Origin of the sequence: Pseudomonas sp. ArH3a (assembly GCF_022648765.1) — a bacterium.
Lineage (GTDB): Bacteria > Pseudomonadota > Gammaproteobacteria > Pseudomonadales > Pseudomonadaceae > Aquipseudomonas.
In genome coordinates this window covers 232847-257917 of the sequence record NZ_CP080330.1, presented here as the reverse complement: position 1 = coordinate 257917, position 25071 = coordinate 232847, and the positions used below count along the sequence as shown (strand labels likewise).

Here is a 25071-nt window from a genome sequence, read left to right as displayed (position 1 = left end):
GCCTTCACTCCCGATGGTCGTGGGTCTGGGTGATACGGCCTTGTTCCACGTGGAACAAGGCGACTGGCGTTTCCGTCTGCCAGCCTTCCCTCAATAATTCGTGGTCTACACAGGTGATAAACACCTGGCAGCGTAAGTCTTCCAACAAGCGGCACAACGCCCGTCGATGTTGCTCGTCGAGTTCAGACGGCAAGTCATCCACCAGATAAATACACTGACCGCGTCGGGCTTGGCTAACCAAATGCCCTTGGGCAATACGCAGTGCGCACACCACCAACTTCTGCTGGCCACGGGACAAGATATCCGCGGCATTGTGTGCGCCTAATCTAAGGCGCAAATCAGCCCGTTGGGGGCCTGCCTGTGTATGGCCAATTTGCTGATCCCGTTGCAAGGACGTGGCGAGCACTGCGCTCAGGTCACGCTCTTTATCCCAACCACGGTAGTAGCTCAGCGTCAGCCCCTCGAGATCCAACAACTCACTCAAGGTCTGCTCAAAGACTGGTTTCAAGGCTTTGATATAGGCGCGGCGGTATTCATCTATTTCATCGCTGGCCAGGCACAGTTCCCGGTCCCAGGCTGCTTGTGAAGCGGCGTCAAGTGTACCATGCCGCAGCCATGAGTTCCGCTGCCGCAGGGCCTTCTGCAGGCGCTGCCAAGTGGCCATGAACCGCGGTTCCACGTGGAACACTCCCCAATCGAGGAATTGCCTGCGGATTTTTGGTGCACCTTCCAACAGGCGGAAGCTGTCGGGGTTGATCAGTTGCAATGGCAGAATTTCCGCCAGTTGCGCTGCACTGCGGGCATTTTGCCCGTCAATGCGAATTTGAAACTCCCCACCGCGATCGCGAGATATCCCCAGGCTGCTATGGCCGCCTTCAGCCAATTCGACTTGGCCAAACACTGTGCACGCCAATTGCTCGTACTGAATCACCGGCAACAGACGGGCGCTGCGAAAGGAACGGGCGAGCCCAAGCAAATGAATGGCTTCCAGCACGCTGGTTTTGCCACTACCGTTGGCGCCGTGGAGGATATTGATGCGGGGGGAAGGGGAGAAGGTCACCGGGTGCAAATTGCGCACCGCGGTGACCGAGACGCGACTGAGGGACATCTAGCTTCTGCTGAACATGATTACAGACGCATCGGCATAACAACGTAAGCCGAGTCGTCGTTATCGGATTCTTGCACCAGGGCGCTGCTGTTGGAGTCCGACAGAATCAGACGAACCTGTTCGGTGGTCATTACACCCAGTACGTCCAACAGGTAGCTCACGTTGAAGCCGATCTCCAGCGAGCCGCCGTTGTAGTCAACGCCCACTTCTTCTTCCGCTTCTTCCTGCTCCGGGTTATTCGCCTGGATTTTCAGCTGACCGTTGGCCAGTTGCAGACGGATACCACGGTACTTTTCGTTCGACAGAATCGCGGTACGGCTGAACGCTTCACGCAGGGCCTGACGATCACCGATCACCAGTTTGTCGCCGCCTTTAGGCAGTACGCGCTCGTAATCCGGGAACTTGCCGTCGACCAATTTGGAAGTGAACGTGAATTCACTGGTGGTGGCGCGAATGTGGTGCTGGCCCAAAACGATACTGACGTTACCATCCGGCTCGGTAAGCAGACGCGCCAATTCGAGGATACCTTTGCGCGGGACGATCACTTGGTGCCGATCCGGCTGACCAATATCGGCACGCATTGAGCACATCGCCAAACGGTGTCCGTCGGTGGCCACGGCGCGGATAATGCCTTCCGAGACTTCCAGCAACATACCGTTGAGGTAGTAGCGAACGTCCTGTTGAGCCATGGCGAAGCTGGTGCGCTCGATCAAACGGCGCAGTTTGCTTTGCTCCAGGCTGCAGGTCAGCGAGCCAGGGCCTTCCTCGACAGTCGGGAAGTCATTGGCTGGCAACGTGGACAGCGTAAAACGGCTGCGACCGGCCTTGACCACCAACTTCTGCTCATCGACCTTGATGTCGATAAGCGCTTCATTAGGCAAGCTTTTGCAGATGTCCATCAGCTTGCGCGCCGGCACAGTGATTTCGCCCGGTTCAGCAGGCTCTTCCAGCTGCACACGACCGACCAGCTCGACTTCCAAGTCGGTACCGGTCAAGGACAGTTGCTGGCCTTCGACAACCAGCAATACGTTGGAGAGCACCGGCAAGGTCTGTCGGCGCTCGACGACGCCTGCGACCAGTTGCAGGGGTTTCAACAGGGCTTCGCGTTGAATGGTGAAATGCATGGTCTAGTCCCTTGCCTTAATAAGCTGCGCTGGTGTCATCAAGTAGTCAGTGTACGCAGCAGGTTCTTGTAGTCCTCGCGAATATCCGCGTCGGATTCCTTAAGTTCGTTGATCTTGCGGCACGCGTGCAAGACCGTGGTGTGGTCGCGACCGCCAAACACATCACCGATTTCCGGCAGGCTGTGGTTGGTCAGCTCTTTGGAGAGCGCCATCGCTACCTGACGTGGACGTGCCACCGAACGCGAGCGGCGCTTGGACAGCAGGTCGGAAATCTTGATCTTGTAGTACTCAGCCACGGTGCGCTGGATGTTATCCACACTCACCAGCTTATCTTGCAGCGCCAGCAGGTCTTTCAGGGATTCACGAATCAACTCGATGGTGATGTCGCGGCCCATGAAGTGCGAGTGAGCGATGACGCGCTTGAGCGCGCCTTCCAACTCACGCACGTTGGAGCGAATGCGTTGGGCAATGAAGAAAGCAGCGTCATGCGGCAAATCGACTTTCGCCTGGTCGGCCTTCTTCATCAGGATCGCGACGCGGGTTTCCAGTTCCGGCGGCTCTACCGCAACGGTCAGGCCCCAGCCAAAACGCGACTTCAAGCGTTCTTCCAGGCCTTCGATTTCCTTCGGGTAACGGTCGCTGGTCAAGATGACCTGTTGGCCGCCTTCGAGCAGGGCGTTGAAGGTGTGGAAAAACTCTTCCTGAGAACGTTCCTTGCGAGCGAAAAATTGAATGTCATCGATCAGCAAGGCATCAACGGAGCGGTAGAACCGCTTGAACTCGTTGATTGCGTTGAGCTGCAAGGCCTTGACCATGTCAGCAACGAAGCGCTCCGAGTGCAGGTACACGACCTTGGCATTCGGGTTCTTCTTTAATAGGTGGTTACCCACAGCGTGCATCAAGTGAGTTTTACCCAAACCGACACCGCCATAAAGGAAGAGCGGGTTGTAACCGTGCTTGGGGTTGTCGGCGACCTGCCAGGCAGCCGCGCGGGCCAACTGGTTGGATTTACCTTCGACAAAGTTTTCAAAGGTGAACGTGCGGTTCAAGTAGCTGGTGTGCTTGAGCGCGCCTTCTACCTGGACGGTGCGCTGTTCGGCACGAACTGGTGCCTGTTGAGAGCTGGCGCCGGCCATGGGGTCAAAGCTGTCGCGGGACGGCTCTTCATTTATAGGCGCGTTTTTCTGTGCCGAGGATTTCGAAGGCGTCTGGGCAATTTGCGCAGGCGAGTTATTAACAGGTACCGCTGCGGCCTGAGCCTGCGAGGCGCTCGCCGCCAACGGTGCATTCGGCGCTGCACGAGGTGCAGAGCTACGTTTGCTGCCTATTAATAAAGAAAGCACAGGCGCAAGGCCGTTGCCGTGTTCATCGAGCAATTCGAGAACGCGGCTCAGGTACTTCTCATTAACCCAATCGAGAACAAAACGATTCGGCGCGTAGACACGCAACTCGTCGCCTTCGGCTTCGACCTGTAGCGGACGGATCCAGGTGTTGAATTGCTGGGCAGGCAGCTCTTCGCGCAAAAGCTCCACGCACTGCTGCCAAAGTTCCACTGACACGGATATCCCCTAAGTTGAAAGCCGGTGAGGCAAAAACAGCCGCCATTGTAGCGGCCAGCCGTCCACTTATCCACATGTAGGTTGCGCACAGGGCACCCAAAATCAATGCGTTAACCGTAAAAAAGGCGACCAATGGTCTGTGCATAAGCTCTGTGGATAAGCGCCCCTAAGCTCGTTGTACAAGTGGGGTCGAAAGTCTGTGGGTAACTGGCCTGTGGATAACAAGCCATTCCACCCACAGCTTATCCGATAGCGCAGCACAGGCTAAGCACCGTTTCCCCGCCTAGTTGTCATCCTCTGTACATCACGCAGAATATGGGCTCAAGGCAGTTATCCACAGATAATCGCCTCCCTAGCTTTTATAAGCTTTACAGAAAAGCTTTAAATAACTTCCTTCTTTATTTTTATATCTATGGCATTGCTCATGAACGGCCAGCGAACAGAAAAGGCCGGAATGCCTGCGAAGAACTAATTAAAGGAAAAGCTGGTTGGAAATTGACCTAGAGGCTTGCTTTCTCTAGAATCGCCGGTCTCTTAAAACGGGGGCCATTCCGGCCCGTTGTGGACGAACCAGGTAACAACGCCATGAAACGTACTTTCCAACCAAGCACCATCAAACGCGCCCGTACTCACGGCTTCCGTGCTCGCATGGCTACCAAGAACGGCCGTGCTGTCCTGTCGCGTCGCCGCGCCAAAGGTCGTGCGCGTCTGGCAGTTTGATAATCCGGTACTGGTGGTGAGTCAGGACTTCAGTCGGGAAAAGCGTCTGCTAACCCCCCGGCATTTCAAGGCAGTCTTTGACTCCCCCACCGGCAAGGTTCCGGGGAAAAATCTCCTGCTCCTTGCGCGTAACAACGATCTGGATCACCCCCGTCTCGGGTTGGTGATCGGCAAGAAGAGCGTAAAGCTCTCCGTTGAGCGCAATCGCCTCAAGCGTCTGATGCGCGAATCGTTTCGCCTCCACCAGGAAACTCTGATTGGTTGGGATATTGTTATCGTCGCGCGCAAAGGCTTGGGGGACGTAGAAAACCCCGAATTGATTCAGCATTTCGGCAAGCTCTGGAAACGTTTGGCGCGTACCAACAAGCCAGCACCAGCAGTCAGCACCGAAACTGTAGGGGTAGACAGCACCAATGCGTAAACTGGCCCTCGTTCCGATCCAGTTTTACCGCTATGCCATTAGTCCTCTGATGGCTGACCACTGTCGTTTCTACCCCAGTTGTTCCTGCTACGCGTTAGAGGCCATAGAAAATCATGGTCTTCTGCGCGGTGGCTGGCTGGCCTTTCGTCGTTTAGGCCGCTGTCATCCGTGGAATCCCGGTGGTTATGACCCGGTTCCGCCTATCCCTACCTCCCGTTCTTCTTCGATGGCCGAGTAATCATGGATATTAAACGCACGATCCTGATCGTCGCCCTGGCAATCGTGTCCTACGTCATGGTTCTTAAGTGGAACCAGGACTACGGCCAAGCTGCCCTGCCGACTCAGAATGTTGCTACCAATCAGGCTGCGCCGGCTATTCCGGACACCCCGCTGGGTAACAATGCGTCCGCGAGTGCCGATGTTCCCAGCGCGAATGGCGAGACAAGCGCCCCTCTAGAAACGCCAGTGGTCACCAACAAAGACCTCATCCACGTGAAAACGGATGTGCTCGACCTGGCTATCGACCCACAAGGTGGTGATATCGCGCAGTTGAAACTGCCGCTGTATCCACGTCGTCAAGACCATCCAGATGTACCGTTCCAACTGTTCGACAACGGTGGTGAACGTACTTATCTGGCACAAAGTGGCCTGACCGGCACTGACGGTCCGGATGCTCGTGCTACCGGTCGTCCGGTTTATTCGACCGAACAGAAGACTTATCAACTGGCTGATGGCCAGAACCAGCTGAATGTTGACCTGAAATTCAGTCAGGACGGCGTCAACTACATCAAACGTTTCAGCTTCACCCGTGGTTTGTACGATTTGAAGGTCACTTACCTGATCGACAACGAAAGCGCCAAACCGTGGACGGGCAACCTGTTTGCCCAGCTCAAGCGTGACAACAGTGCCGATCCTTCTTCCAGCACCGCCACCGGCACCGCGACTTACCTGGGCGCAGCCCTGTGGACAAGTGGCGAGCCGTACAAAAAAGTGTCGATGAAAGATATCGACAAGGGCTCGCTGAAAGAGACTGTACAAGGCGGCTGGGTTGCCTGGTTGCAACACTACTTCGTGACCGCATGGATCCCGAACAAGGGTGAAGCCAACCTGGTTCAAACCCGCAAAGACAGCCAAGGCAACTACATCATTGGTTTTACTGGCCCGGCGTTGACCGTCGCGCCAGGTGCCAAGGCTGAAACCAGCGCCACGCTGTATGCCGGCCCGAAAAGCCAGGCTGTACTGAAAGAGTTGTCCCCAGGCCTCGAACTGACTGTGGATTACGGCATTCTGTGGTTCATTGCCCAGCCGATCTTCTGGCTGCTGCAACATATCCACAGCATCGTCGGTAACTGGGGTTTCTCGATCATCTTCCTGACCATGCTGATCAAAGGGATCTTCTTCCCTCTGTCGGCAGCCAGCTACAAGTCGATGGCGCGCATGCGTGCTGTGGCGCCGAAACTGGCCGCTCTGAAAGAGCAACATGGTGATGACCGGCAGAAAATGTCGCAGGCCATGATGGAGCTGTACAAGAAAGAGAAGATCAACCCGCTGGGTGGATGCTTGCCGATTCTGGTACAGATGCCCGTGTTCCTGTCGCTGTACTGGGTTCTCCTGGAAAGCGTGGAAATGCGCCAGGCTCCGTTCATGCTGTGGATAACTGACCTGTCGATCAAAGACCCGTTCTTTATCCTGCCGATCATCATGGGCGCGACCATGTTCATCCAGCAGCGCTTGAACCCGACTCCGCCGGATCCGATGCAGGCCAAGGTAATGAAAATGATGCCAATCATCTTCACCTTCTTCTTCCTGTGGTTCCCAGCCGGTCTGGTGCTGTACTGGGTGGTCAACAACGTGTTGTCGATCTCTCAACAGTGGTATATCACGCGTAAAATCGAAGCGGCTACCAAAGCTGCGGCGTAGTTTACTCTGTGGATAACCACTCAAAACGCCCCCTAGTGGGGCGTTTTGCTTTCCGTCACTTTTATTCTGGAACCTGCTGATGAGCGCTCCTCGTGAAACCATCGCTGCTGTCGCTACCGCTCAAGGTCGCGGCGGTGTAGGTATCGTTCGAATTTCCGGGCCGCTGGCCAGCGTGGCAGCCCAGGCCATCAGCGGCCGCGAGTTGAAACCCCGATACGCGCATTACGGCCCCTTTCTGGATGCCGATGAAACGGTGTTGGATGAAGGCTTGGCGCTGTATTTTCCAGGCCCCAACTCGTTCACCGGTGAAGATGTGCTGGAACTTCAGGGCCACGGCGGCCCGGTTGTGCTGGATATGTTGCTGCAGCGCTGCCTGCAGTTGGGTTGCCGCTTGGCGCGTCCGGGAGAATTCAGTGAGCGTGCATTCCTGAATGACAAACTCGACCTGGCTCAGGCTGAAGCCATTGCCGACTTGATCGAAGCGAGTTCTGCACAGGCAGCCCGCAACGCTTTGCGCTCATTGCAGGGCGCCTTTTCATTGCGTGTGCATAACCTGACCGAGCAATTGATCAGCTTGCGTATCTACGTCGAGGCCGCGATTGATTTTCCGGAGGAAGAAATCGACTTCCTCGCCGATGGGCATGTGCTGGCGATGCTGGATAAAGTCCGTGATGAGTTATCCACAGTGCTGCGCGAAGCCGGGCAGGGCGCCCTGCTGCGTGACGGTATGACGGTGGTGATTGCCGGCCGACCGAATGCCGGCAAGTCGAGCCTACTGAATGCCCTGGCAGGTCGCGAGGCGGCCATCGTTACCGAGATTGCGGGCACCACCCGGGATATTCTGCGTGAACATATCCACATCGACGGCATGCCGCTGCACGTGGTCGACACTGCCGGTTTGCGCGACACCGATGACCAGGTGGAAAAGATCGGGGTAGAACGCGCCCTCAAGGCCATTGGCGAAGCAGATCGGGTGCTGCTGGTGGTGGATGCCACGGCGCCAGAGGCTGTGGATCCTTTTGCCTTGTGGCCGGAATTCCTCGAGCAGCGGCCGGACCCGGCCAACGTGACGTTGATCCGTAACAAGGCCGACCTGACGGGTGAAGCCATCGCCATGGAAACCAGCGAGGATGGCCACGTCACCATCAGCCTGAGTGCAAAGTCGGCCGGCGATGGTCTGGAATTGCTGCGCGACCACCTCAAGGCTTGCATGGGCTATGAGCAAACCTCGGAAAGCAGCTTCAGTGCACGCCGCAGGCACCTGGAGGCGCTACGCCATGCCAGCGCGGCGTTGGAGCACGGTCGGGCACAGCTGACCTTGGCGGGGGCAGGGGAGCTGCTGGCTGAGGATTTACGTCAGGCGCAGCAGCTGTTGGGTGAGATCACTGGCGCATTCAGCTCAGATGATTTGCTGGGGCGGATCTTTTCCAGCTTCTGTATCGGTAAGTAACCCTTCGTTGTCCACAGACAGGCCATTCGCGCCTGTCTGTTTCGCCCGCTCGAGGGCATTCCATTGCATCTTCTGATTCACCACCCAGGTTGTGGCGGTTTTTGCGTGGGCGTTATTTGGTCGCGTGAGCACTTTTCTGTGGATTAAGCCCTGTGAATAACCGCCCCTGTGCCCAGTTGATAACAGGGCTTGAAACCTGAGTAAAAACCCCCTTGTGGATAACCACCTGTTTAATCCACAGGCTTAAAGCACTTATCCAAGGGCCTTATTGGCACATGACCACAGACTTTTGAATCGCTGTACACAACGTAAATAAAGGGCTGTAGAGATCTATCCACAGAAAGTAGGCTCAGTAGAAATAAACATAAAAACAAAGAGCTTATAAAGTTCTCTCTTTTAATTTCTATTGTCTGTGATTCATCCACAGCTGGTTAAATTTTGTGCAAAGGGTTCTTTAGGAAGGGCTAAGTCCCTATACTTGCGGCCATTGCTCTAAAACCAGCTCAACCAATCAATTCCTAATTACCTACATAAGCAGGCACGAGGTGCGTGGTGGATTTCCCTTCCCGTTTTGAAGTGATCGTCATCGGCGGCGGTCATGCCGGTACCGAGGCAGCACTGGCCTCAGCACGCATGGGCGTCAAAACCCTGTTGCTGACGCACAACGTGGAAACCCTCGGTGCCATGAGTTGCAACCCCGCCATTGGCGGGATCGGCAAAAGCCACCTGGTCAAGGAAATCGATGCCCTGGGCGGCGTCATGGCCACGGCTACCGACAAAGGTGGTATTCAATTTCGCGTGCTCAACAGCCGCAAAGGCCCGGCCGTACGGGCTACTCGGGCACAGGCAGACCGCATCCTTTACAAGGCCGCGGTACGTGAAACCCTGGAAAACCAGCCGAACCTGTGGATATTTCAGCAAGCAGCGGATGACCTGATCGTCGAACAGGATCAGGTACGCGGTGTAGTCACCCAAATGGGCCTGCGTTTTCTCGCAGAATCCGTGGTGTTGACCACCGGTACGTTCCTCGGCGGACTTATCCACATCGGTATGCAGAACTATTCCGGTGGCCGCGCTGGTGATCCGCCGTCGATTGCCCTGGCAAAACGCCTGCGTGAATTGCCGCTGCGCGTCGGCCGCCTGAAAACCGGGACCCCGCCGCGTATCGACGGGCGTTCTGTGGATTTCTCGGTGATGACCGAACAAGCCGGCGATACACCGATCCCGGTGATGTCGTTCATGGGTTCCAAAGAGCAGCACCCCAAACAGGTGAGCTGCTGGATTACCCACACCAACGCCCGAACCCACGAAATCATTGCCGCGAACCTCGACCGTTCGCCGATGTATTCCGGGGTGATCGAAGGCATTGGCCCGCGTTACTGCCCATCGATTGAAGACAAGATCCACCGCTTTGCCGACAAGGAAAGCCACCAGGTCTTCATCGAACCCGAAGGCTTGACCACTCACGAGCTGTACCCGAACGGAATTTCCACGTCCCTGCCGTTCGACGTGCAAATCCAGATCGTGCAGTCGATTCGCGGTATGGAAAACGCGCACATCGTTCGCCCTGGCTACGCCATCGAGTACGACTACTTCGACCCGCGTGACCTCAAGTACAGCCTGGAAACCAAAGTGATCGGCGGCCTGTTCTTCGCTGGGCAAATCAACGGCACCACCGGTTACGAAGAAGCCGGCGCCCAAGGTTTGCTGGCCGGGACCAACGCGGCACTGCGTGCACAGGGCAAAGACAGCTGGTGCCCGCGTCGCGATGAGGCGTACATCGGCGTGTTGGTTGACGACCTGATTACCCTGGGCACCCAGGAACCGTACCGGATGTTCACCTCCCGGGCGGAATATCGCCTGATCCTGCGTGAAGACAACGCCGACCTACGCCTGACCGAAAAAGGTCGCGAGTTGGGCTTGGTCGATGACGCACGCTGGGCCGCTTTCTGCAAAAAACGCGAAAGCATCACGCTGGAAGAGCAGCGCCTGAAAAGTACCTGGGTTCGCCCGGGCACCGAGCAGGGCGACGCGATTGCCGAAAAATTCGGCACGCCGCTGACCCACGAATACAACTTGCTAAACCTGCTGTCCCGTCCGGAAATCGACTACGCTGGTTTGGTCGAAGTGACTGGCCACGGCGCAGAAGACCCACAGGTCGCCGAGCAAGTTGAAATCAAGACCAAATACGCCGGTTACATTGACCGCCAACAGGATGAGATCGCTCGCCTGCGCGCCAGTGAAGACACCAAGCTGCCTGTGGATATCGACTACACCGGGATTTCCGGGCTGTCGAAAGAAATCCAAAGCAAGCTGGGGATAACTCGGCCGGAGACACTCGGCCAGGCTTCACGTATTCCCGGCGTCACCCCGGCAGCCATTTCGCTGTTGATGATTCATTTGAAAAAACGCGGCGCGGGCCGTCAGTTGGAGCAAAGCGCTTGAGTTCGTTGGTCACCTCGCAACACGCCGAAGAGTTATCCACAGGTGCACGCCAGTTGGGTGTGCACTTGACCGATGCCCAGCATGAGTTGCTGCTGGGCTACCTGGCCCTGTTGATCAAATGGAACAAGGCTTACAACCTGACGGCGGTGCGCGACCCGAACGAAATGGTCTCGCGTCATTTGCTCGACAGCCTGAGCGTGATGCCGTTTATCGAAAACGGCCGCTGGCTGGACGTTGGCAGTGGCGGCGGCATGCCTGGCATCCCGTTGGCCATCCTGTTTCCAGAGTCGCAAGTCACGTGCCTGGACAGCAACGGCAAGAAAACCCGCTTCCTGACCCAGGTCAAACTCGAACTCAAGCTGGATAACCTTCAAATTATCCACAGTCGCGTCGAAGCCTTCACGCCGCAGCAGCCCTTCAACGGAATTGTTTCCCGGGCATTCAGCAGCATGGAGAACTTCAGCAACTGGACCCGCCACTTAGGCGACCGCGACACCCGTTGGCTGGCAATGAAGGGCGTTCATCCAAGCGACGAGCTGTTAGCATTGCCGGCAGACTTCCACCTCGATAGCGAACACGCCTTGGCCGTACCCGGTTGCCAAGGCCAACGCCATCTGCTGATACTGCGCCGCACGGCATGATTGGGAACACAAGCAAGAATGGCTAAGGTATTCGCGATAGCGAACCAGAAAGGTGGCGTGGGCAAAACCACCACCTGCATCAACCTCGCAGCATCCCTGGTCGCGACCAAGCGCCGGGTGCTGTTGATCGATCTCGATCCACAGGGCAACGCCACCATGGGTAGCGGTGTGGATAAACACGGCCTGGAAAACTCGGTCTATGACTTGCTGATTGGCGAGTGCGACCTGGCCCAGGCCATGCACTACTCCGAGCACGGCGGTTATCAACTGCTGCCGGCCAACCGCGATTTGACCGCGGCGGAAGTGGTGCTGCTGGAAATGCAGATGAAAGAAAGCCGTCTGCGCAGCGCCCTGGCGCCGATCCGCGAGAACTACGATTACATTTTGATCGACTGCCCTCCGTCGCTGTCGATGCTCACGTTGAACGCTTTGGTCGCGGCAGATGGGGTGATTATCCCCATGCAGTGCGAGTACTTCGCGCTCGAAGGCTTGAGCGACCTTGTGGATAACATCAAGCGTATCGCTGAGTTGCTCAACCCCAACCTGAAAATCGAAGGCCTGCTGCGGACCATGTACGACCCGCGCCTGAGCCTGATGAACGATGTGTCGGCGCAGCTCAAGGAACACTTTGGCGAACAGCTTTACGACACCGTAATCCCACGCAACATCCGTTTGGCCGAAGCGCCAAGCTATGGCATGCCCGCGCTGGCGTACGACAAATCATCGCGTGGAGCCATTGCCTACCTGGCGCTGGCTGGCGAGATGGTTCGCCGTCAACGCCGTAACTCACGCACCGCTGCAGCCCAGCCAACTTAAGGAACCCCCATGGCCGTCAAGAAACGAGGTCTCGGACGTGGACTGGATGCACTGCTGAGTGGTCCGACTGTCACTTCGCTTGAAGAACAAGCGGTGCAGGCCGACGAGCGCGAGCTGCAACACCTGCCGCTGGACCTGATCCAGCGCGGCAAATACCAGCCACGCCGGGACATGGACCCCCAGGCGCTGGAAGAACTGGCCAATTCGATCAAGGCCCAGGGCGTGATGCAGCCGATCGTGGTCCGCCCGATTGGCGGTGGTCGCTTTGAAATCATCGCCGGTGAACGCCGCTGGCGTGCCAGCCAACAGGCCGGCAAGGACACCATCCCGGCGATGGTGCGCGATGTGCCGGACGAAACCGCCATCGCCATGGCGTTGATCGAGAACATCCAGCGTGAAGACCTCAATCCAATCGAGGAAGCGATCGCCCTGCAGCGTTTGCAGCAGGAATTCAAACTGACTCAGCAGGAAGTCGCGGATGCAGTGGGCAAGTCCCGCGTGACCGTGTCCAACTTGTTGCGCCTGATTGCGCTGCCGGAAGTCATCAAGACCATGCTGTCCCATGGCGACCTGGAAATGGGTCATGCCCGTGCTTTGCTCGGTTTGCCGGAAAATCAACAGGTTGAAGGGGCGCGACACGTTGTCGCACGAGGCCTTACCGTTCGTCAGACTGAGGCTTTAGTTCGCCAATGGCTCAGCGGTAAACCTGCACCGGTCGAAACCGCCAAACCTGATCCGGACATCGCGCGCCTCGAGCAGCGCCTGGCTGAGCGCCTGGGCTCTGCGGTGCAAATTCGCCACGGCAAGAAAGGCAAGGGGCAATTAGTCATCGGATATAACTCACTCGATGAGCTTCAGGGCGTCCTTGCCCACATCCGCTGAAACATTTGCTTATGTAGCGTGTGATCGGAAAACACTACCTGACAGTTGAATAGGGGCAGAACCGCCCCTATACTCTGCGCGCATTTTGTCGGCACAAATTATGCCAAGTTATTGATTCTCGGCAGCCGACCATTGAGGAGCAAGAGTGATGGAAACCCGCACGCCAAACACGTTGCCGTTCCATCGCTTGGCCGTTTTCCCGGTTTTATTGGCTCAATTTGTTATTTTGCTGATCGCCGCATTGGCGCTTTGGTATTGGCATGGAGTCGTAGCCGGATATTCAGGACTCTGCGGAGGCCTGATAGCCTTGCTGCCCAATATGTATTTTGCTCATAGGGCCTTTCGGTTTTCCGGCGCCCGAGCAGCCCAGGCTATAGTCCGGTCTTTTTATGCCGGCGAAGCAGGGAAACTGATTTTGACGGCAGTGCTGTTTGCACTGACCTTTGCAGGTGTGAAGCCATTGGCGCCGCTGGCTGTATTCGGCGTCTTCGTGTTGACCCAACTGGTCAGCTGGTTCGCTCCCCTGCTAATGAAAACAAGACTTTCGAAACCTTAGGGCGTTTGAGGCAACCATGGCAGAAACAACCGCTTCGGGCTATATCCAGCACCACTTGCAGAACCTGACCTTCGGTCAGCTTCCCAACGGCGGCTGGGGCTTCGCCCACTCCGCAGCAGAAGCCAAAGAAATGGGCTTCTGGGCTTTCCACCTGGATACTCTGGGCTGGTCGGTCGCATTGGGTCTGATCTTCGTCCTGATTTTCCGCATGGCGGCAAAGAAGGCGACTTCCGGTCAGCCAGGTGCTTTGCAGAACTTCGTTGAAGTATTGGTCGAATTCGTCGATGGCAGCGTGAAAGACAGCTTCCATGGCCGCAGCCCGGTGATTGCGCCGCTGGCACTGACCATCTTCGTCTGGGTGTTCCTGATGAACGCCGTCGACCTGATCCCGGTGGACTGGATTCCTCAGTTGGCCATGGCGATTTCCGGCGACCCGCACATTCCATTCCGTGCCGTATCGACCACTGACCCGAACGCTACCCTGGGCATGGCCCTGTCGGTGTTCGCGTTGATCATTTTCTACAGCATCAAGATCAAGGGCATCGGCGGTTTCATCGGCGAACTGACCCTGCACCCGTTCGGCAGCAAGAACATCTTTGTTCAAGCCCTGCTGATCCCGGTGAACTTCCTGCTGGAATTCGTGACCCTGATCGCCAAGCCAATTTCCCTGGCCCTGCGACTGTTCGGCAACATGTATGCCGGCGAGCTGGTGTTCATTCTGATCGCTGTGATGTTCGGCAGCGGCCTGCTCTGGCTTAGCGGCCTGGGCATTGTTCTGCAGTGGGCGTGGGCTGTGTTCCACATCCTGATCATCACCCTGCAGGCCTTCATCTTCATGATGCTGACCATCGTCTACCTGTCGATGGCGCACGAAGAGAACCATTAAGACCAGTCTCGACTAGTCTGATGTCCTTCCCGGTAACACGGGAAGGTGGCCCAACAGGGCTATGAAACGATTTGTTTTACCGCTTTAAAATCTAAAAAACCTAAACCATACGACGTAAAAGTCGGGAGGAAAGATGGAAACTGTAGTTGGTCTAACCGCTATCGCTGTTGCACTGTTGATCGGCCTGGGCGCCCTGGGTACTGCCATTGGTTTCGGCCTGCTCGGCGGCAAGTTCCTGGAAGGCGCAGCGCGTCAGCCAGAAATGGTGCCAATGCTGCAAGTTAAAATGTTCATCGTTGCCGGCCTGCTCGACGCCGTGACCATGATCGGTGTTGGTATCGCTCTGTTCTTCACCTTCGCGAACCCCTTCGTTGGTCAACTCGCCGGTTAATCACTCGTTTTTTCGAGTGATTGGTGTGTTGTGCAACGAACGAGCGAGGTATTGGCGTGAACATTAATGCAACCATTATTGGTCAGTCCTTAGCGTTCTTGATTTTTGTCGTTTTCTGCATGAAGTTCGTATGGCCTCCGGTCATCGCAGCTTTGCATGAACGTCAAAAGAAGATCGCGGATGGACTGGACGCTGCCACCCGTGCAGCTCGCGACCTGGAGTTGGCCCAAGAGAAAGCGGGCCATCAACTGCGCGATGCTAAGGCACAGGCAGCTGAAATCATTGAGCAAGCCAAGAAACGCGGTAATCAGATCGTTGAAGAGGCTGTTGAAAAAGCCCGTATCGACGCTGACCGTGTGAAGGTTCAGGCTCAGGCCGAGATCGAGCAGGAACTGAACAGTGTCAAAGATGCGCTGCGTGCCCAACTGGGTGCTCTGGCCGTCGGCGGTGCTGAGAAGATCCTGGGTGCCACAATCGATCAAAACGCGCACGCGGAGCTGGTAAACAAACTGGCTGCTGAAATTTAAGCGAGGGCGATCATGGCAGAATTGACCACGTTGGCCCGACCTTACGCTAAGGCAGCCTTCGAGCACGCCCAGGCCCACCAGCAGCTGGCCTCTTGGTCAGCCATGCTCGGCCTGGCTGCAGCAGTGTCGCAAGACGACACCATGCAGCGCGTGCTCAAGGCCCCGCGACTGACGAGCGCAGACAAGGCCGCCACGTTTATTGACGTGTGCGGCGACAAGTTTGATGTGAAAGTGCAGAACTTCATCCACGTCGTTGCCGAAAACGACCGTCTCCCGCTTTTGCCGGAGATCGCCGCTCTGTTCGACCTGTACAAGGCCGAGCAAGAGAAGTCGGTAGACGTTGAAGTGACCAGTGCTTTCGCATTGAACCAAGAACAGCAAGACAAACTCGCCAAGGTTCTCAGTGCACGACTCGACCGGGAAGTGCGCCTGCAAGTTGCGGAGGATGCCACCCTGATTGGTGGTGTCATCATTCGCGCCGGCGACCTGGTTATCGATGGCTCGATTCGCGGCAAACTCGCGAATCTTGCCGAAGCATTGAAATCTTGAGTTTGAAGGGGCAGCAGAGCAATGCAGCAACTCAATCCTTCCGAAATAAGTGAAATTATCAAGGGCCGCATCGACAAGCTCGATGTGACCTCCCAAGCCCGTAACGAAGGCACTGTCGTCAGCGTATCTGACGGCATCGTGCGGATTCACGGTCTGGCCGACGTAATGTACGGCGAGATGATCGAGTTTCCGGGCGGCGTCTACGGTATGGCTCTCAACCTGGAGCAAGACTCCGTAGGTGCCGTTGTATTGGGCGCGTACACCAGTCTGGCTGAAGGCATGAGCGCCAAGTGCACCGGCCGCATCCTGGAGGTTCCGGTTGGTAAGGAACTGCTGGGCCGCGTAGTCGACGCACTGGGTAACCCAGTTGACGGCAAAGGTCCGCTGAACAACACCGAGACCGATGCGGTCGAGAAAGTTGCTCCAGGCGTGATCTGGCGTAAGTCGGTAGACCAGCCTGTACAGACTGGCTACAAGGCTGTCGATGCCATGATCCCAGTCGGCCGTGGCCAGCGTGAGCTGATCATCGGTGACCGTCAGATCGGTAAAACCGCTCTGGCGATCGACGCGATCATCAACCAGAAGAACAGCGGCATTTTCTGCGTCTACGTTGCAATCGGTCAGAAACAATCGACCATCGCCAACGTGGTTCGCAAGCTGGAAGAAAACGGCGCCCTGGCCAACACGATCATCGTGGCTGCCAGTGCTTCGGAATCTCCTGCGCTGCAATTCCTGGCACCGTACTCCGGTTGCACCATGGGTGAATTCTTCCGCGACCGCGGTGAAGACGCGCTGATCGTTTATGACGATCTGTCCAAGCAAGCAGTGGCTTACCGCCAGATTTCCCTGCTGCTGCGCCGTCCACCAGGCCGTGAAGCTTACCCAGGCGACGTGTTCTATCTCCACTCCCGTCTGCTGGAGCGCGCATCCCGCGTATCCGAAGAGTACGTAGAGAAGTTCACCAACGGCGCAGTGACCGGCAAAACCGGTTCCCTGACCGCACTGCCGATCATCGAAACCCAGGCTGGCGACGTTTCCGCGTTCGTTCCGACCAACGTGATTTCCATCACCGACGGTCAGATCTTCCTGGAATCGGCCATGTTTAACTCCGGGATCCGTCCTGCAGTGAACGCCGGTGTTTCGGTATCCCGTGTGGGTGGTGCCGCTCAGACCAAGATCATCAAGAAGCTCTCCGGTGGTATCCGTACCGCTCTGGCTCAGTACCGTGAACTGGCGGCATTCGCCCAGTTCGCTTCTGACCTGGACGAAGCGACCCGTAAGCAACTTGAGCATGGTCAGCGCGTTACCGAGCTGATGAAGCAGAAGCAATACGCCCCAATGTCGATCGCTGACATGGCGTTGTCGCTGTATGCCGCTGAGCGTGGGTTCCTGACCGACGTTGAAATCACCAAGGTCGGCAGCTTTGAACAAGCGCTGATTGCTTACTTCAACCGCGATCACGCCGAATTGATGGCGAAGATCAACGTGAAGGGTGACTTCAATGACGATATCGATGCTGGCATGAAAGCCGGTATCGAGAAGTTCAAGGCCACCCAAACCTGGTAAGCCGCAGCGGGAGCCGCAAGGCTCCCGCTTGCTAACCTGATAGGTGTTACATGGCAGGCGCAAAAGAGATTCGCAGTAAGATTGCGAGCATCAAAAGCACGCAAAAGATTACCAGCGCCATGGAAAAAGTGGCGGTCAGCAAAATGCGCAAGGCACAAATGCGCATGGCTGCTAGCCGTCCTTATGCGGATCGTATCCGCCAGGTAATTGGGCATTTGGCCAACGCCAACCCGGAATACCGCCACCCGTTCATGATCGACCGCGACGTTAAGCGTGTGGGTTATGTGGTAGTGAGCAGTGACCGTGGTTTGTGCGGTGGTCTGAATACCAACCTGTTCAAGGCCCTGGTCAAGGACATGGCGGTAAACCGCGAAAACGGCGTCGAGATCGATCTGTGTGTTGTTGGTAGCAAGGGTGCGGCCTTTTTCCGTAACTTCGGCGGTAACGTCGTTGCAGCTATCAGCCACCTGGGTGAAGAGCCGTCGATCAATGATTTGATCGGCAGTGTGAAGGTGATGCTGGATGCGTACCTGGAAGGCCGGATTGACCGCCTGTCCGTGGTATCCAACAAGTTCATCAACACCATGACCCAGCAGCCAACCGTGGAGCAATTGATTCCACTGGTGGCGACTCCGGATCAGGAACTCAAGCACCACTGGGACTACCTCTACGAACCAGACGCCAAAGAGCTGCTTGATGGCTTGATGGTGCGCTACGTGGAGTCGCAGGTGTACCAGGCGGTGGTCGAGAACAACGCAGCTGAACAAGCGGCGCGGATGATCGCGATGAAAAACGCTACCGATAACGCCGGTGATCTGATCAGCGATTTGCAGCTGATCTACAACAAGGCGCGTCAGGCTGCGATCACCCAAGAGATCTCGGAAATCGTCGGCGGCGCTGCCGCGGTTTAACGGTTCAAATATTCAGAGGATCCAGCTATGAGTAGCGGACGTATCGTTCAAATCATCGGCGCCGTCATCGACGTGGAATTTCCACGCGACAGCGTACCGAGCATCTACAACGCTTTGAAAGTACAAAGCGATGCAGGCACCACTCTGGAAGTTCAGCAGCAGCTGGGCGACGGCGTGGTTCGTACCATTGCAATGGGTTCCACCGAAGGCTTGAAGCGCGGTCTGGATGTTCTGGACACTGGCGCTGCCATCTCCGTACCGGTCGGTAAAGCGACCCTGGGCCGGATCATGGACGTACTCGGTAACCCAATCGACGAAGCTGGCCCAATCGACACCGAAGAGCGCTGGGGCATTCACCGCCCAGCACCTTCGTTCGCCGAACAGGCTGGTGGCAACGATCTGCTGGAAACCGGCATCAAGGTTATCGACTTGGTTTGCCCGTTCGCCAAAGGCGGTAAAGTCGGTCTGTTCGGTGGTGCCGGTGTAGGCAAAACCGTAAACATGATGGAACTGATCCGTAACATCGCCATCGAGCACAGCGGTTATTCCGTGTTCGCCGGTGTGGGTGAGCGTACTCGTGAGGGTAATGACTTCTACCACGAGATGAAGGACTCCAACGTTCTGGACAAAGTGGCACTGGTTTACGGTCAGATGAACGAGCCGCCGGGTAACCGTCTGCGCGTAGCACTGACTGGCCTGACCATGGCCGAGAAGTTCCGTGACGAAGGTAACGACGTTCTGCTGTTCGTCGACAACATCTACCGTTACACCTTGGCCGGTACTGAAGTATCCGCACTGCTGGGCCGTATGCCTTCGGCAGTAGGTTACCAGCCGACCCTGGCTGAAGAGATGGGCGTTCTGCAAGAACGTATCACTTCGACCAAAGAAGGTTCGATCACCTCGATCCAAGCGGTATACGTACCTGCGGATGACTTGACTGACCCATCGCCTGCGACCACCTTCGCCCACTTGGACGCCACCGTCGTTCTGTCCCGTGACATCGCTTCCCTGGGTATCTACCCAGCGGTTGATCCACTCGACTCGACTTCGCGCCAGCTGGACCCGAACGTGATCGGCCAGGAGCACTACGACACCGCTCGCGGCGTTCAGTACGTGCTGCAGCGTTACAAAGAACTGAAGGACATCATTGCGATCCTGGGTATGGACGAGCTGTCGGAAACCGACAAGCAGTTGGTATCCCGCGCTCGTAAGATCCAGCGCTTCTTGTCGCAGCCGTTCTTCGTGGCTGAAGTCTTCACCGGTGCCTCGGGTAAATACGTTTCCCTGAAAGACACCATTGCTGGCTTCAAAGGCATCCTCAACGGTGACTACGACCACCTGCCAGAACAAGCGTTCTACATGGTCGGCGGCATCGAAGAAGCGATCGAGAAAGCCAAGAAACTGTAATCCCGGCGCCCGGCAACGGGCGCTCATCAGGTTGAGGCAATCAGATGGCTATGACAGTCCATTGCGATATCGTCAGCGCGGAAGGGGAAATTTTCTCCGGTCTGGTAGAGTTTGTAACAGCGCACGGCGACCTCGGCGATCTTGGTATCGCCATGGGTCATGCTCCGCTGATCACCAGCTTGAAGCCAGGTCCGATCACTCTGACCAAGCAAGGCGGGGAACGTGAGGTGTTTTACATCTCTGGTGGTTTCCTCGAGGTTCAGCCGAACATGGTCAAGGTACTTGCCGACACCGTGCAACGTGCTGGCGACCTGGATGAAGCCTCCGCTCAGGAAGCCGTCAAGGCTGCCGAGAAGGCCCTGAACGAAAAGGGCGCGGACTTCGACTACAGCGCTGCTGCTGTACGTCTGGCCGAGGCTGCAGCTCAGCTGCGCACGCTCCAGCAGTTGCGCAAGAAGTAAGCGGCCACGCCGTCATGCTTATGCGCGATTGATTAAAAAGGGTAGCCTCGGCTACCCTTTTTCTTTTTTAGCAAAACACTTCTCTGGTCTGAAGCCGGACCGCCCAGGATTGGTAGCCATTCATGTCTCTCGAAATCGTCATTCTCGCCGCAGGTCAGGGCACCCGCATGCGTTCGGCCCTGCCCAAAGTGCTGCACCCGGTCGCGGGCAATTCCATGCTCGGCCATGTTATCCACAGCGCCCGGCAACTGGACCCGCAGCGGATTCACGTGGTGATCGGCCACGGCGCCGATGTGGTGCGTGAACGCCTGGCCGCAGATGACCTGAATTTCGTTTTGCAGGACAAACAACTCGGCACCGGCCACGCCACCGCGCAAGCCGTGCCGTTCATCACCGCCGACACCGTGCTGATCCTTTACGGCGACGTGCCGTTGATCGAAGTGGAAACCCTGCAACGCCTGCTCAAGCAGGTAGTACCCGGCCAGATGGGCCTGCTGACCGTTGAGCTGGATGACCCCACCGGCTATGGCCGCATCGTGCGCACCGCCGACGGCAAGGTTGCGGCCATCGTCGAACACAAAGATGCCACGCCAGCGCAGCGCGCGATTACCGAAGGCAACACCGGGATTCTCGCCGTCCCTGCCAATAATCTTGCTGACTGGATGAGCCGCCTGTCCAACAACAACGTCCAGGGCGAGTACTACCTCACCGACGTGATCGAGATGGCCGTGAGTGATGGCCTGCTGGTCGCCACCGAGCAGCCCCATGACCCGATGGAAGTGCAGGGCGCCAATGACCGCAAGCAGCTTGCGGAGCTTGAGCGCCACTACCAACTGCGCGAAGGCCGCCGCCTCATGGCCCAAGGCGTAACCTTGCGCGACCCGGCACGTTTCGATGTGCGCGGCGAAGTCACTGTAGGCCGCGACGTGCTGATCGACATCAACGTGATCCTCGAAGGCCGCGTGATCATCGAAGACGACGTGGTGATTGGCCCGAACTGCGTGATCAAGGACAGCACCCTGCGCAAAGGCGTGGTGATCAAAGCCAACAGCCATATCGACGGTGCAGTGATGGGCGAGGGCAGCGATGCCGGCCCGTTTGCGCGCTTGCGTCCCGGCAGCGTGCTGGGCGCCAGGGCACATGTGGGTAACTTCGTTGAACTGAAAAACGCGCGCATGGGCGACGATGCCAAGGCAGGCCACTTGGCTTATCTCGGTGATGCGGTCATCGGTGCTCGCAGCAACATCGGTGCGGGTGCGATCACCTGCAACTACGATGGCGCGAACAAGTATCAGACGACGATCGGTGAGGACGTATTCATCGGCTCGAATAACTCGCTGATTGCACCCGTCACCATCGGCGACGGATCCAACACCGCTGCGGGTTCCACCATCAATCAGGATGTGGATAAGTCTCAACTGGCGGTGGCCCGCGCCCGCCAGCGTAATATCGACGGTTGGAAACGCCCGGTCAAAATCAAGAAGACCTGAGTTATCCACAACCCGACCAGCTGATGCTATTTCCTGTGGGAGCTGGCTTGCCTGCGATAGCTGTCTGACATTCAACATGGATGTCGCCTGACAATCCGCTATCGCAGGCAAGCCAGCTCCCACATTTGTTTGAGGGTGTCTTCGAGCACCCTGCAAAAATTTGCAGTCCGGCGCTTGACGATCTTTCACCAATAGGTTTTGATTGCCTTCGTTATCTTTCGAAACGAAACTTATCATCGCCATGTCGAAACGAAATACACCCCAACGACGCCACAACATCCTGACCTTGCTCAATGAACAGGGCGAAGTCAGCGTGGACGAATTGGCCAAGCGTTTCGAAACCTCGGAAGTGACCATCCGCAAGGACTTGGCCGCTCTGGAAAGCAATGGCCTGTTGCTGCGCCGCTACGGTGGCGCAATCACCATGCCCCAGGAGTTGGTGGGCGACGCTGCCCAACCCATCTCGGCCTACAAGCGCGCCATTGCCCGTGCAGCGGTGATGCGTTTGCGTGAACACGCACGCATCATCATCGACAGCGGCAGCACCACCGCCGCCATGATCCCCGAGCTGGGCCATCAGCCTGGCCTGGTGGTGATGACCAACTCCCTGCACGTAGCCCGCGCCTTGAGCGAGCTGGAGCATGAACCGGTGCTGCTCATGACCGGCGGCACCTGGGATCCGCATTCGGACTCGTTCCAGGGCCAGGTTGCCGAGCAAGTGCTGCGCTCCTACGACTTTGATCAACTGTTTATCGGCGCCGACGGCATCGATCTGCAGCGCGGCACCACCACCTTCAATGAATTGCTGGGCCTGAGCCGCGTGATGGCCGAGGTCGCCCGTGAAGTGGTGGTGATGGTCGAATCCGACAAGATCGGCCGCAAGATTCCCAACCTGGAACTGCCCTGGAGCAGCGTCCATACCCTTATTACCGATGATCGCCTGCCGCTTGAGGCCCGCGACCAGATCCAAGCCCGCGGCATTACGCTGATATGCGCGGCAATCATCTAGGAGAAAAACCATGTGTGGAATTGTAGGCGCAGTCGCTGAACGCAACGTCACCGCCATCCTGCTTGAAGGCCTCAAGCGCCTGGAATACCGTGGCTACGACAGCGCCGGTGTGGCCGTCTTCACCAACGCCGGCAAGCTGGAGCGCATGCGTCGCCCGGGCAAGGTCAGCGAGCTGGAGCAAGCCCTGCTCGGCGAGCCGCTGGTCGGCCGTCTCGGCATCGCCCACACCCGCTGGGCCACCCACGGTGCGCCGTGCGAGCGCAACGCCCACCCGCATTTCTCCGGGGACCTGGCGGTGGTGCACAACGGCATCATCGAAAACCACGAAGTGTTGCGCGAGCAGCTCAAAGGCCTGGGCTACGTGTTCACCTCGGACACCGACACCGAAGTCATCGCCCACCTGCTGAATCACAAGCTCAAAGACCTCGGCGACCTGACCGTCGCCCTCAAAGCCACCGTCAAGGAACTGCATGGCGCCTACGGCCTGGCCGTGGTCAGCGCCAGCCAACCTGACCGCGTGGTTGCCGCGCGCAGTGGCAGCCCGTTGGTGATCGGCCTGGGCCTGGGCGAAAACTTCCTCGCCTCCGACCAACTGGCGCTGCGCCAGGTCACCGACCGCTTCATGTACCTGGAAGAAGGCGACATCGCCGACATTCGCCGCGAAAGCGTGGCGATCTGGGACGTAAACGGTAACCCCGTAGAGCGCGAAGCCGTGCAATACCGCGACGGTGCCGAAGCCGCTGACAAAGGCGAGTTCCGCCACTTCATGCTCAAGGAAATCCACGAGCAACCGTCCGTGGTGCAACGCACCCTGGAAGGCCGCCTGAGCCAGAACCAAGTGCTGGTCAACGCCTTCGGCCCGCAAGCCGCCGAGCTGTTCGCCAAAGTGCGCAATGTGCAGATCGTCGCCTGCGGCACCAGCTACCACGCCGGCATGGTTGCCCGTTACTGGCTGGAAGAACTGGCCGGCATCCCGTGCCAGGTCGAAGTCGCCAGCGAATTCCGCTACCGCAAGGTGGTGGTGCAACCCGACACTCTGTTCGTGACCATCTCCCAGTCCGGCGAAACCGCCGACACCCTGGCTGCGCTGCGCAACGCCAAAGAGCTGGGCTTCCTCGCCAGCCTGGCCATCTGCAACGTCAGCATCAGCTCCCTGGTGCGCGAATCCGACCTGACCCTGCTAACCCAAGCCGGTCGCGAAATTGGCGTAGCCTCCACCAAAGCCTTCACCACCCAACTGGTTGGCTTGTTGTTGCTGACCCTGTCCCTGGGCCAGGTGCGCGGCACCCTCGCCGAAGGTGTTGAAGCCACGCTGGTGGAAGAACTGCGCCGCCTGCCGACCCGCCTGGGCGAAGCCCTGGCCATGGACAGCACCGTGGAAAAAGTCGCCGAACTGTTCGCCGACAAAAACCACACCCTGTTCCTCGGCCGTGGCGCGCAATACCCAGTCGCGATGGAGGGCTCGCTGAAACTCAAGGAAATCTCGTACATCCACGCCGAAGCTTACCCAGCCGGTGAACTGAAACACGGCCCACTGGCCCTGGTGGATGACGACATGCCTGTGGTCACCGTCGCGCCAAACAACGAACTGCTGGAAAAGCTCAAATCCAACCTGCAGGAAGTGCGCGCCCGTGGCGGCCAACTGATCGTGTTCGCCGACGAAAAAGCCGGCATGACCAATGGCGAAGGCACCCACGTCATCAACATGCCGCACATCCACGACACCCTGTCGCCGATCCTCTACACCATCCCGCTGCAGCTGCTGTCGTACTACGTGGCTGTGCTCAAGGGCACCGACGTTGACCAGCCGCGTAACTTGGCGAAGTCGGTGACGGTGGAGTAATACGGCACCTGTAGTGGTCGAATGAAACCGGACACCTCGATAGGTGGAAAATGCATCTATCGAGGTGTCAAATGACCAAACAACGCCGTTCCATTTCTGCTGAATTCAAACACGAGGCTGTCGACCTCGTGCTTAAGCAAAACTCCAGCTTCATCGTAGCCAGTCGTCACTCGGCGTCGGCGAGTCGGTTCTATACGGGTGGGTTGACCAAGATCAGCAGGAGCGCCAAAGCGCTACCCCGCAGAGCAAAGCGCTAACACCGAAACAGCATGAAATCCAACAGCTGGAAGTCTGAGCGGGAGGGATCGATATTAAAAAACACCTTCCTGGCACTCCGCCACCCATTGGACTAGAAACACTACATACCACACGGACTTCTCTGGACAACG

At 57.3% G+C, this 25071-nt stretch carries 24 protein-coding genes and 1 pseudogene; 22 read left to right on the top strand and 3 right to left on the bottom strand.

The annotated features are described in order from the left end of the window. Window positions 1-4 precede the first annotated feature (4 nt). Genes recF through dnaA form a run of 3 tightly spaced genes read right to left on the bottom strand, consistent with a single transcriptional unit; the run spans window position 5 to window position 3791 of the window. Entirely contained in the window at window positions 5-1108 is a 1104-nt protein-coding gene (gene recF, locus K0P33_RS01190; RefSeq protein ID WP_094949093.1) for a DNA replication/repair protein RecF, read from the bottom strand. Between the two features lie 20 nt (window positions 1109-1128). Further along, entirely contained in the window at window positions 1129-2232 is a 1104-nt protein-coding gene (dnaN, locus tag K0P33_RS01185) for a DNA polymerase III subunit beta (RefSeq protein WP_083355987.1), read from the bottom strand. Between the two features lie 38 nt (window positions 2233-2270). Next, window positions 2271-3791 (bottom strand): chromosomal replication initiator protein DnaA, encoded by a 1521-nt coding sequence (dnaA, locus tag K0P33_RS01180; protein WP_242153663.1) that lies wholly within the window; start codon window positions 3789-3791, stop codon window positions 2271-2273. Between the two features lie 585 nt (window positions 3792-4376). On the opposite strand from dnaA, the gene rpmH reads away from it, so the two are divergent. The 22 genes and pseudogenes from rpmH to K0P33_RS01070 form a co-directional block, all read left to right on the top strand. Further along, on the top strand, window positions 4377-4511 hold the full coding sequence (rpmH, locus tag K0P33_RS01175; protein ID WP_003213577.1) for a 50S ribosomal protein L34: 135 nt from the start codon (window positions 4377-4379) through the stop codon (window positions 4509-4511). A 16-nt stretch (window positions 4512-4527) separates the two neighbouring features. Beyond that, on the top strand, window positions 4528-4932 hold the full coding sequence (rnpA, locus tag K0P33_RS01170; protein ID WP_218193654.1) for a ribonuclease P protein component: 405 nt from the start codon (window positions 4528-4530) through the stop codon (window positions 4930-4932). Continuing rightward, on the top strand, window positions 4925-5170 hold the full coding sequence (gene yidD, locus K0P33_RS01165) for a membrane protein insertion efficiency factor YidD (protein WP_083355989.1): 246 nt from the start codon (window positions 4925-4927) through the stop codon (window positions 5168-5170). Before rnpA ends, yidD begins: the two co-directional genes overlap by 8 nt. A gap of 2 nt (window positions 5171-5172) precedes the next feature. Further along, window positions 5173-6852, top strand: coding sequence for a membrane protein insertase YidC (gene yidC / locus K0P33_RS01160; RefSeq protein WP_094949091.1), 1680 nt, complete (start codon window positions 5173-5175; stop codon window positions 6850-6852). A gap of 79 nt (window positions 6853-6931) precedes the next feature. After that, window positions 6932-8302: a tRNA uridine-5-carboxymethylaminomethyl(34) synthesis GTPase MnmE gene (gene mnmE / locus K0P33_RS01155; RefSeq protein ID WP_094949090.1), complete on the top strand. Its 1371-nt coding sequence runs from the start codon at window positions 6932-6934 to the stop codon at window positions 8300-8302. Window positions 8303-8854: 552 nt separating this feature from the next. Next, window positions 8855-10747 carry a tRNA uridine-5-carboxymethylaminomethyl(34) synthesis enzyme MnmG gene (gene mnmG, locus K0P33_RS01150; protein ID WP_094949098.1) on the top strand — a complete coding sequence of 631 codons (1893 nt, stop codon included), beginning with the start codon at window positions 8855-8857 and terminating at the stop codon, window positions 10745-10747. Further along, complete coding sequence (rsmG, locus tag K0P33_RS01145; protein WP_242153660.1) at window positions 10744-11388, top strand: 16S rRNA (guanine(527)-N(7))-methyltransferase RsmG; 645 nt, start codon at window positions 10744-10746, stop codon at window positions 11386-11388. The genes mnmG and rsmG overlap by 4 nt, the downstream gene beginning before the upstream one ends. A gap of 18 nt (window positions 11389-11406) precedes the next feature. Beyond that, window positions 11407-12204, top strand: a complete 798-nt coding sequence (locus tag K0P33_RS01140) for a ParA family protein (RefSeq protein ID WP_094949088.1) — start codon at window positions 11407-11409, stop codon at window positions 12202-12204. Window positions 12205-12213: 9 nt separating this feature from the next. Next, complete coding sequence (locus tag K0P33_RS01135; protein ID WP_094949087.1) at window positions 12214-13086, top strand: ParB/RepB/Spo0J family partition protein; 873 nt, start codon at window positions 12214-12216, stop codon at window positions 13084-13086. A gap of 148 nt (window positions 13087-13234) precedes the next feature. After that, window positions 13235-13642, top strand: coding sequence for a F0F1 ATP synthase subunit I (locus tag K0P33_RS01130; RefSeq protein ID WP_010565865.1), 408 nt, complete (start codon window positions 13235-13237; stop codon window positions 13640-13642). 16 nt (window positions 13643-13658) lie between these two features. Further along, window positions 13659-14528: a F0F1 ATP synthase subunit A gene (gene atpB / locus K0P33_RS01125; RefSeq protein WP_017736231.1), complete on the top strand. Its 870-nt coding sequence runs from the start codon at window positions 13659-13661 to the stop codon at window positions 14526-14528. A 133-nt stretch (window positions 14529-14661) separates the two neighbouring features. Further along, a complete protein-coding gene (atpE, locus tag K0P33_RS01120; protein WP_002555987.1) occupies window positions 14662-14919 on the top strand; it encodes a F0F1 ATP synthase subunit C in 258 nt (85 codons plus the stop codon). 56 nt (window positions 14920-14975) lie between these two features. After that, window positions 14976-15446, top strand: a complete 471-nt coding sequence (locus K0P33_RS01115; RefSeq protein ID WP_017135122.1) for a F0F1 ATP synthase subunit B — start codon at window positions 14976-14978, stop codon at window positions 15444-15446. Between the two features lie 12 nt (window positions 15447-15458). Then, window positions 15459-15995, top strand: a complete 537-nt coding sequence (locus K0P33_RS01110; protein ID WP_003213551.1) for a F0F1 ATP synthase subunit delta — start codon at window positions 15459-15461, stop codon at window positions 15993-15995. 21 nt (window positions 15996-16016) lie between these two features. Next, on the top strand, window positions 16017-17561 hold the full coding sequence (gene atpA, locus K0P33_RS01105) for a F0F1 ATP synthase subunit alpha (protein ID WP_094949086.1): 1545 nt from the start codon (window positions 16017-16019) through the stop codon (window positions 17559-17561). A gap of 50 nt (window positions 17562-17611) precedes the next feature. Further along, the gene (gene atpG, locus K0P33_RS01100) at window positions 17612-18472 is read left to right on the top strand and encodes a F0F1 ATP synthase subunit gamma (protein WP_083356000.1); all 861 of its coding nucleotides are present in this window, start codon (window positions 17612-17614) and stop codon (window positions 18470-18472) included. 27 nt (window positions 18473-18499) lie between these two features. Next, complete coding sequence (gene atpD / locus K0P33_RS01095) at window positions 18500-19879, top strand: F0F1 ATP synthase subunit beta (RefSeq protein WP_083356001.1); 1380 nt, start codon at window positions 18500-18502, stop codon at window positions 19877-19879. A gap of 44 nt (window positions 19880-19923) precedes the next feature. Next, complete coding sequence (locus K0P33_RS01090; RefSeq protein ID WP_094949085.1) at window positions 19924-20340, top strand: F0F1 ATP synthase subunit epsilon; 417 nt, start codon at window positions 19924-19926, stop codon at window positions 20338-20340. Window positions 20341-20462: 122 nt separating this feature from the next. Continuing rightward, on the top strand, window positions 20463-21830 hold the full coding sequence (glmU, locus tag K0P33_RS01085) for a bifunctional UDP-N-acetylglucosamine diphosphorylase/glucosamine-1-phosphate N-acetyltransferase GlmU (RefSeq protein ID WP_094949084.1): 1368 nt from the start codon (window positions 20463-20465) through the stop codon (window positions 21828-21830). Window positions 21831-22071: 241 nt separating this feature from the next. Further along, window positions 22072-22839, top strand: a complete 768-nt coding sequence (locus tag K0P33_RS01080) for a DeoR family transcriptional regulator (protein ID WP_049710825.1) — start codon at window positions 22072-22074, stop codon at window positions 22837-22839. 10 nt (window positions 22840-22849) lie between these two features. Next, window positions 22850-24682, top strand: coding sequence for a glutamine--fructose-6-phosphate transaminase (isomerizing) (gene glmS / locus K0P33_RS01075; RefSeq protein WP_242153658.1), 1833 nt, complete (start codon window positions 22850-22852; stop codon window positions 24680-24682). 71 nt (window positions 24683-24753) lie between these two features. Next, a pseudogene (locus tag K0P33_RS01070) lies at window positions 24754-24971 on the top strand (transposase); the annotation flags it as partial. Window positions 24972-25071 lie beyond the last annotated feature (100 nt).

What these genes read in the sequence shown, in the direction of transcription:
- recF (WP_094949093.1), bottom strand. Translation starts at nt 1,108, where the DNA reads ATGTCCCTCAGTCGCGTCTCGGTCACCGCGGTGCGCAATTTGCACCCG.
- glmU (WP_094949084.1), top strand. Translation starts at nt 20,463, where the DNA reads ATGTCTCTCGAAATCGTCATTCTCGCCGCAGGTCAGGGCACCCGCATG.
- rpmH (WP_003213577.1), top strand. Translation starts at nt 4,377, where the DNA reads ATGAAACGTACTTTCCAACCAAGCACCATCAAACGCGCCCGTACTCAC.
- K0P33_RS01135 (WP_094949087.1), top strand. Translation starts at nt 12,214, where the DNA reads ATGGCCGTCAAGAAACGAGGTCTCGGACGTGGACTGGATGCACTGCTG.
- atpE (WP_002555987.1), top strand. Translation starts at nt 14,662, where the DNA reads ATGGAAACTGTAGTTGGTCTAACCGCTATCGCTGTTGCACTGTTGATC.
- K0P33_RS01110 (WP_003213551.1), top strand. Translation starts at nt 15,459, where the DNA reads ATGGCAGAATTGACCACGTTGGCCCGACCTTACGCTAAGGCAGCCTTC.
- yidD (WP_083355989.1), top strand. Translation starts at nt 4,925, where the DNA reads ATGCGTAAACTGGCCCTCGTTCCGATCCAGTTTTACCGCTATGCCATT.
- K0P33_RS01090 (WP_094949085.1), top strand. Translation starts at nt 19,924, where the DNA reads ATGGCTATGACAGTCCATTGCGATATCGTCAGCGCGGAAGGGGAAATT.
- mnmE (WP_094949090.1), top strand. Translation starts at nt 6,932, where the DNA reads ATGAGCGCTCCTCGTGAAACCATCGCTGCTGTCGCTACCGCTCAAGGT.
- dnaN (WP_083355987.1), bottom strand. Translation starts at nt 2,232, where the DNA reads ATGCATTTCACCATTCAACGCGAAGCCCTGTTGAAACCCCTGCAACTG.
- K0P33_RS01130 (WP_010565865.1), top strand. Translation starts at nt 13,235, where the DNA reads ATGGAAACCCGCACGCCAAACACGTTGCCGTTCCATCGCTTGGCCGTT.
- K0P33_RS01140 (WP_094949088.1), top strand. Translation starts at nt 11,407, where the DNA reads ATGGCTAAGGTATTCGCGATAGCGAACCAGAAAGGTGGCGTGGGCAAA.
- atpG (WP_083356000.1), top strand. Translation starts at nt 17,612, where the DNA reads ATGGCAGGCGCAAAAGAGATTCGCAGTAAGATTGCGAGCATCAAAAGC.
- glmS (WP_242153658.1), top strand. Translation starts at nt 22,850, where the DNA reads ATGTGTGGAATTGTAGGCGCAGTCGCTGAACGCAACGTCACCGCCATC.
- atpA (WP_094949086.1), top strand. Translation starts at nt 16,017, where the DNA reads ATGCAGCAACTCAATCCTTCCGAAATAAGTGAAATTATCAAGGGCCGC.
- atpB (WP_017736231.1), top strand. Translation starts at nt 13,659, where the DNA reads ATGGCAGAAACAACCGCTTCGGGCTATATCCAGCACCACTTGCAGAAC.
- atpD (WP_083356001.1), top strand. Translation starts at nt 18,500, where the DNA reads ATGAGTAGCGGACGTATCGTTCAAATCATCGGCGCCGTCATCGACGTG.
- K0P33_RS01080 (WP_049710825.1), top strand. Translation starts at nt 22,072, where the DNA reads ATGTCGAAACGAAATACACCCCAACGACGCCACAACATCCTGACCTTG.
- yidC (WP_094949091.1), top strand. Translation starts at nt 5,173, where the DNA reads ATGGATATTAAACGCACGATCCTGATCGTCGCCCTGGCAATCGTGTCC.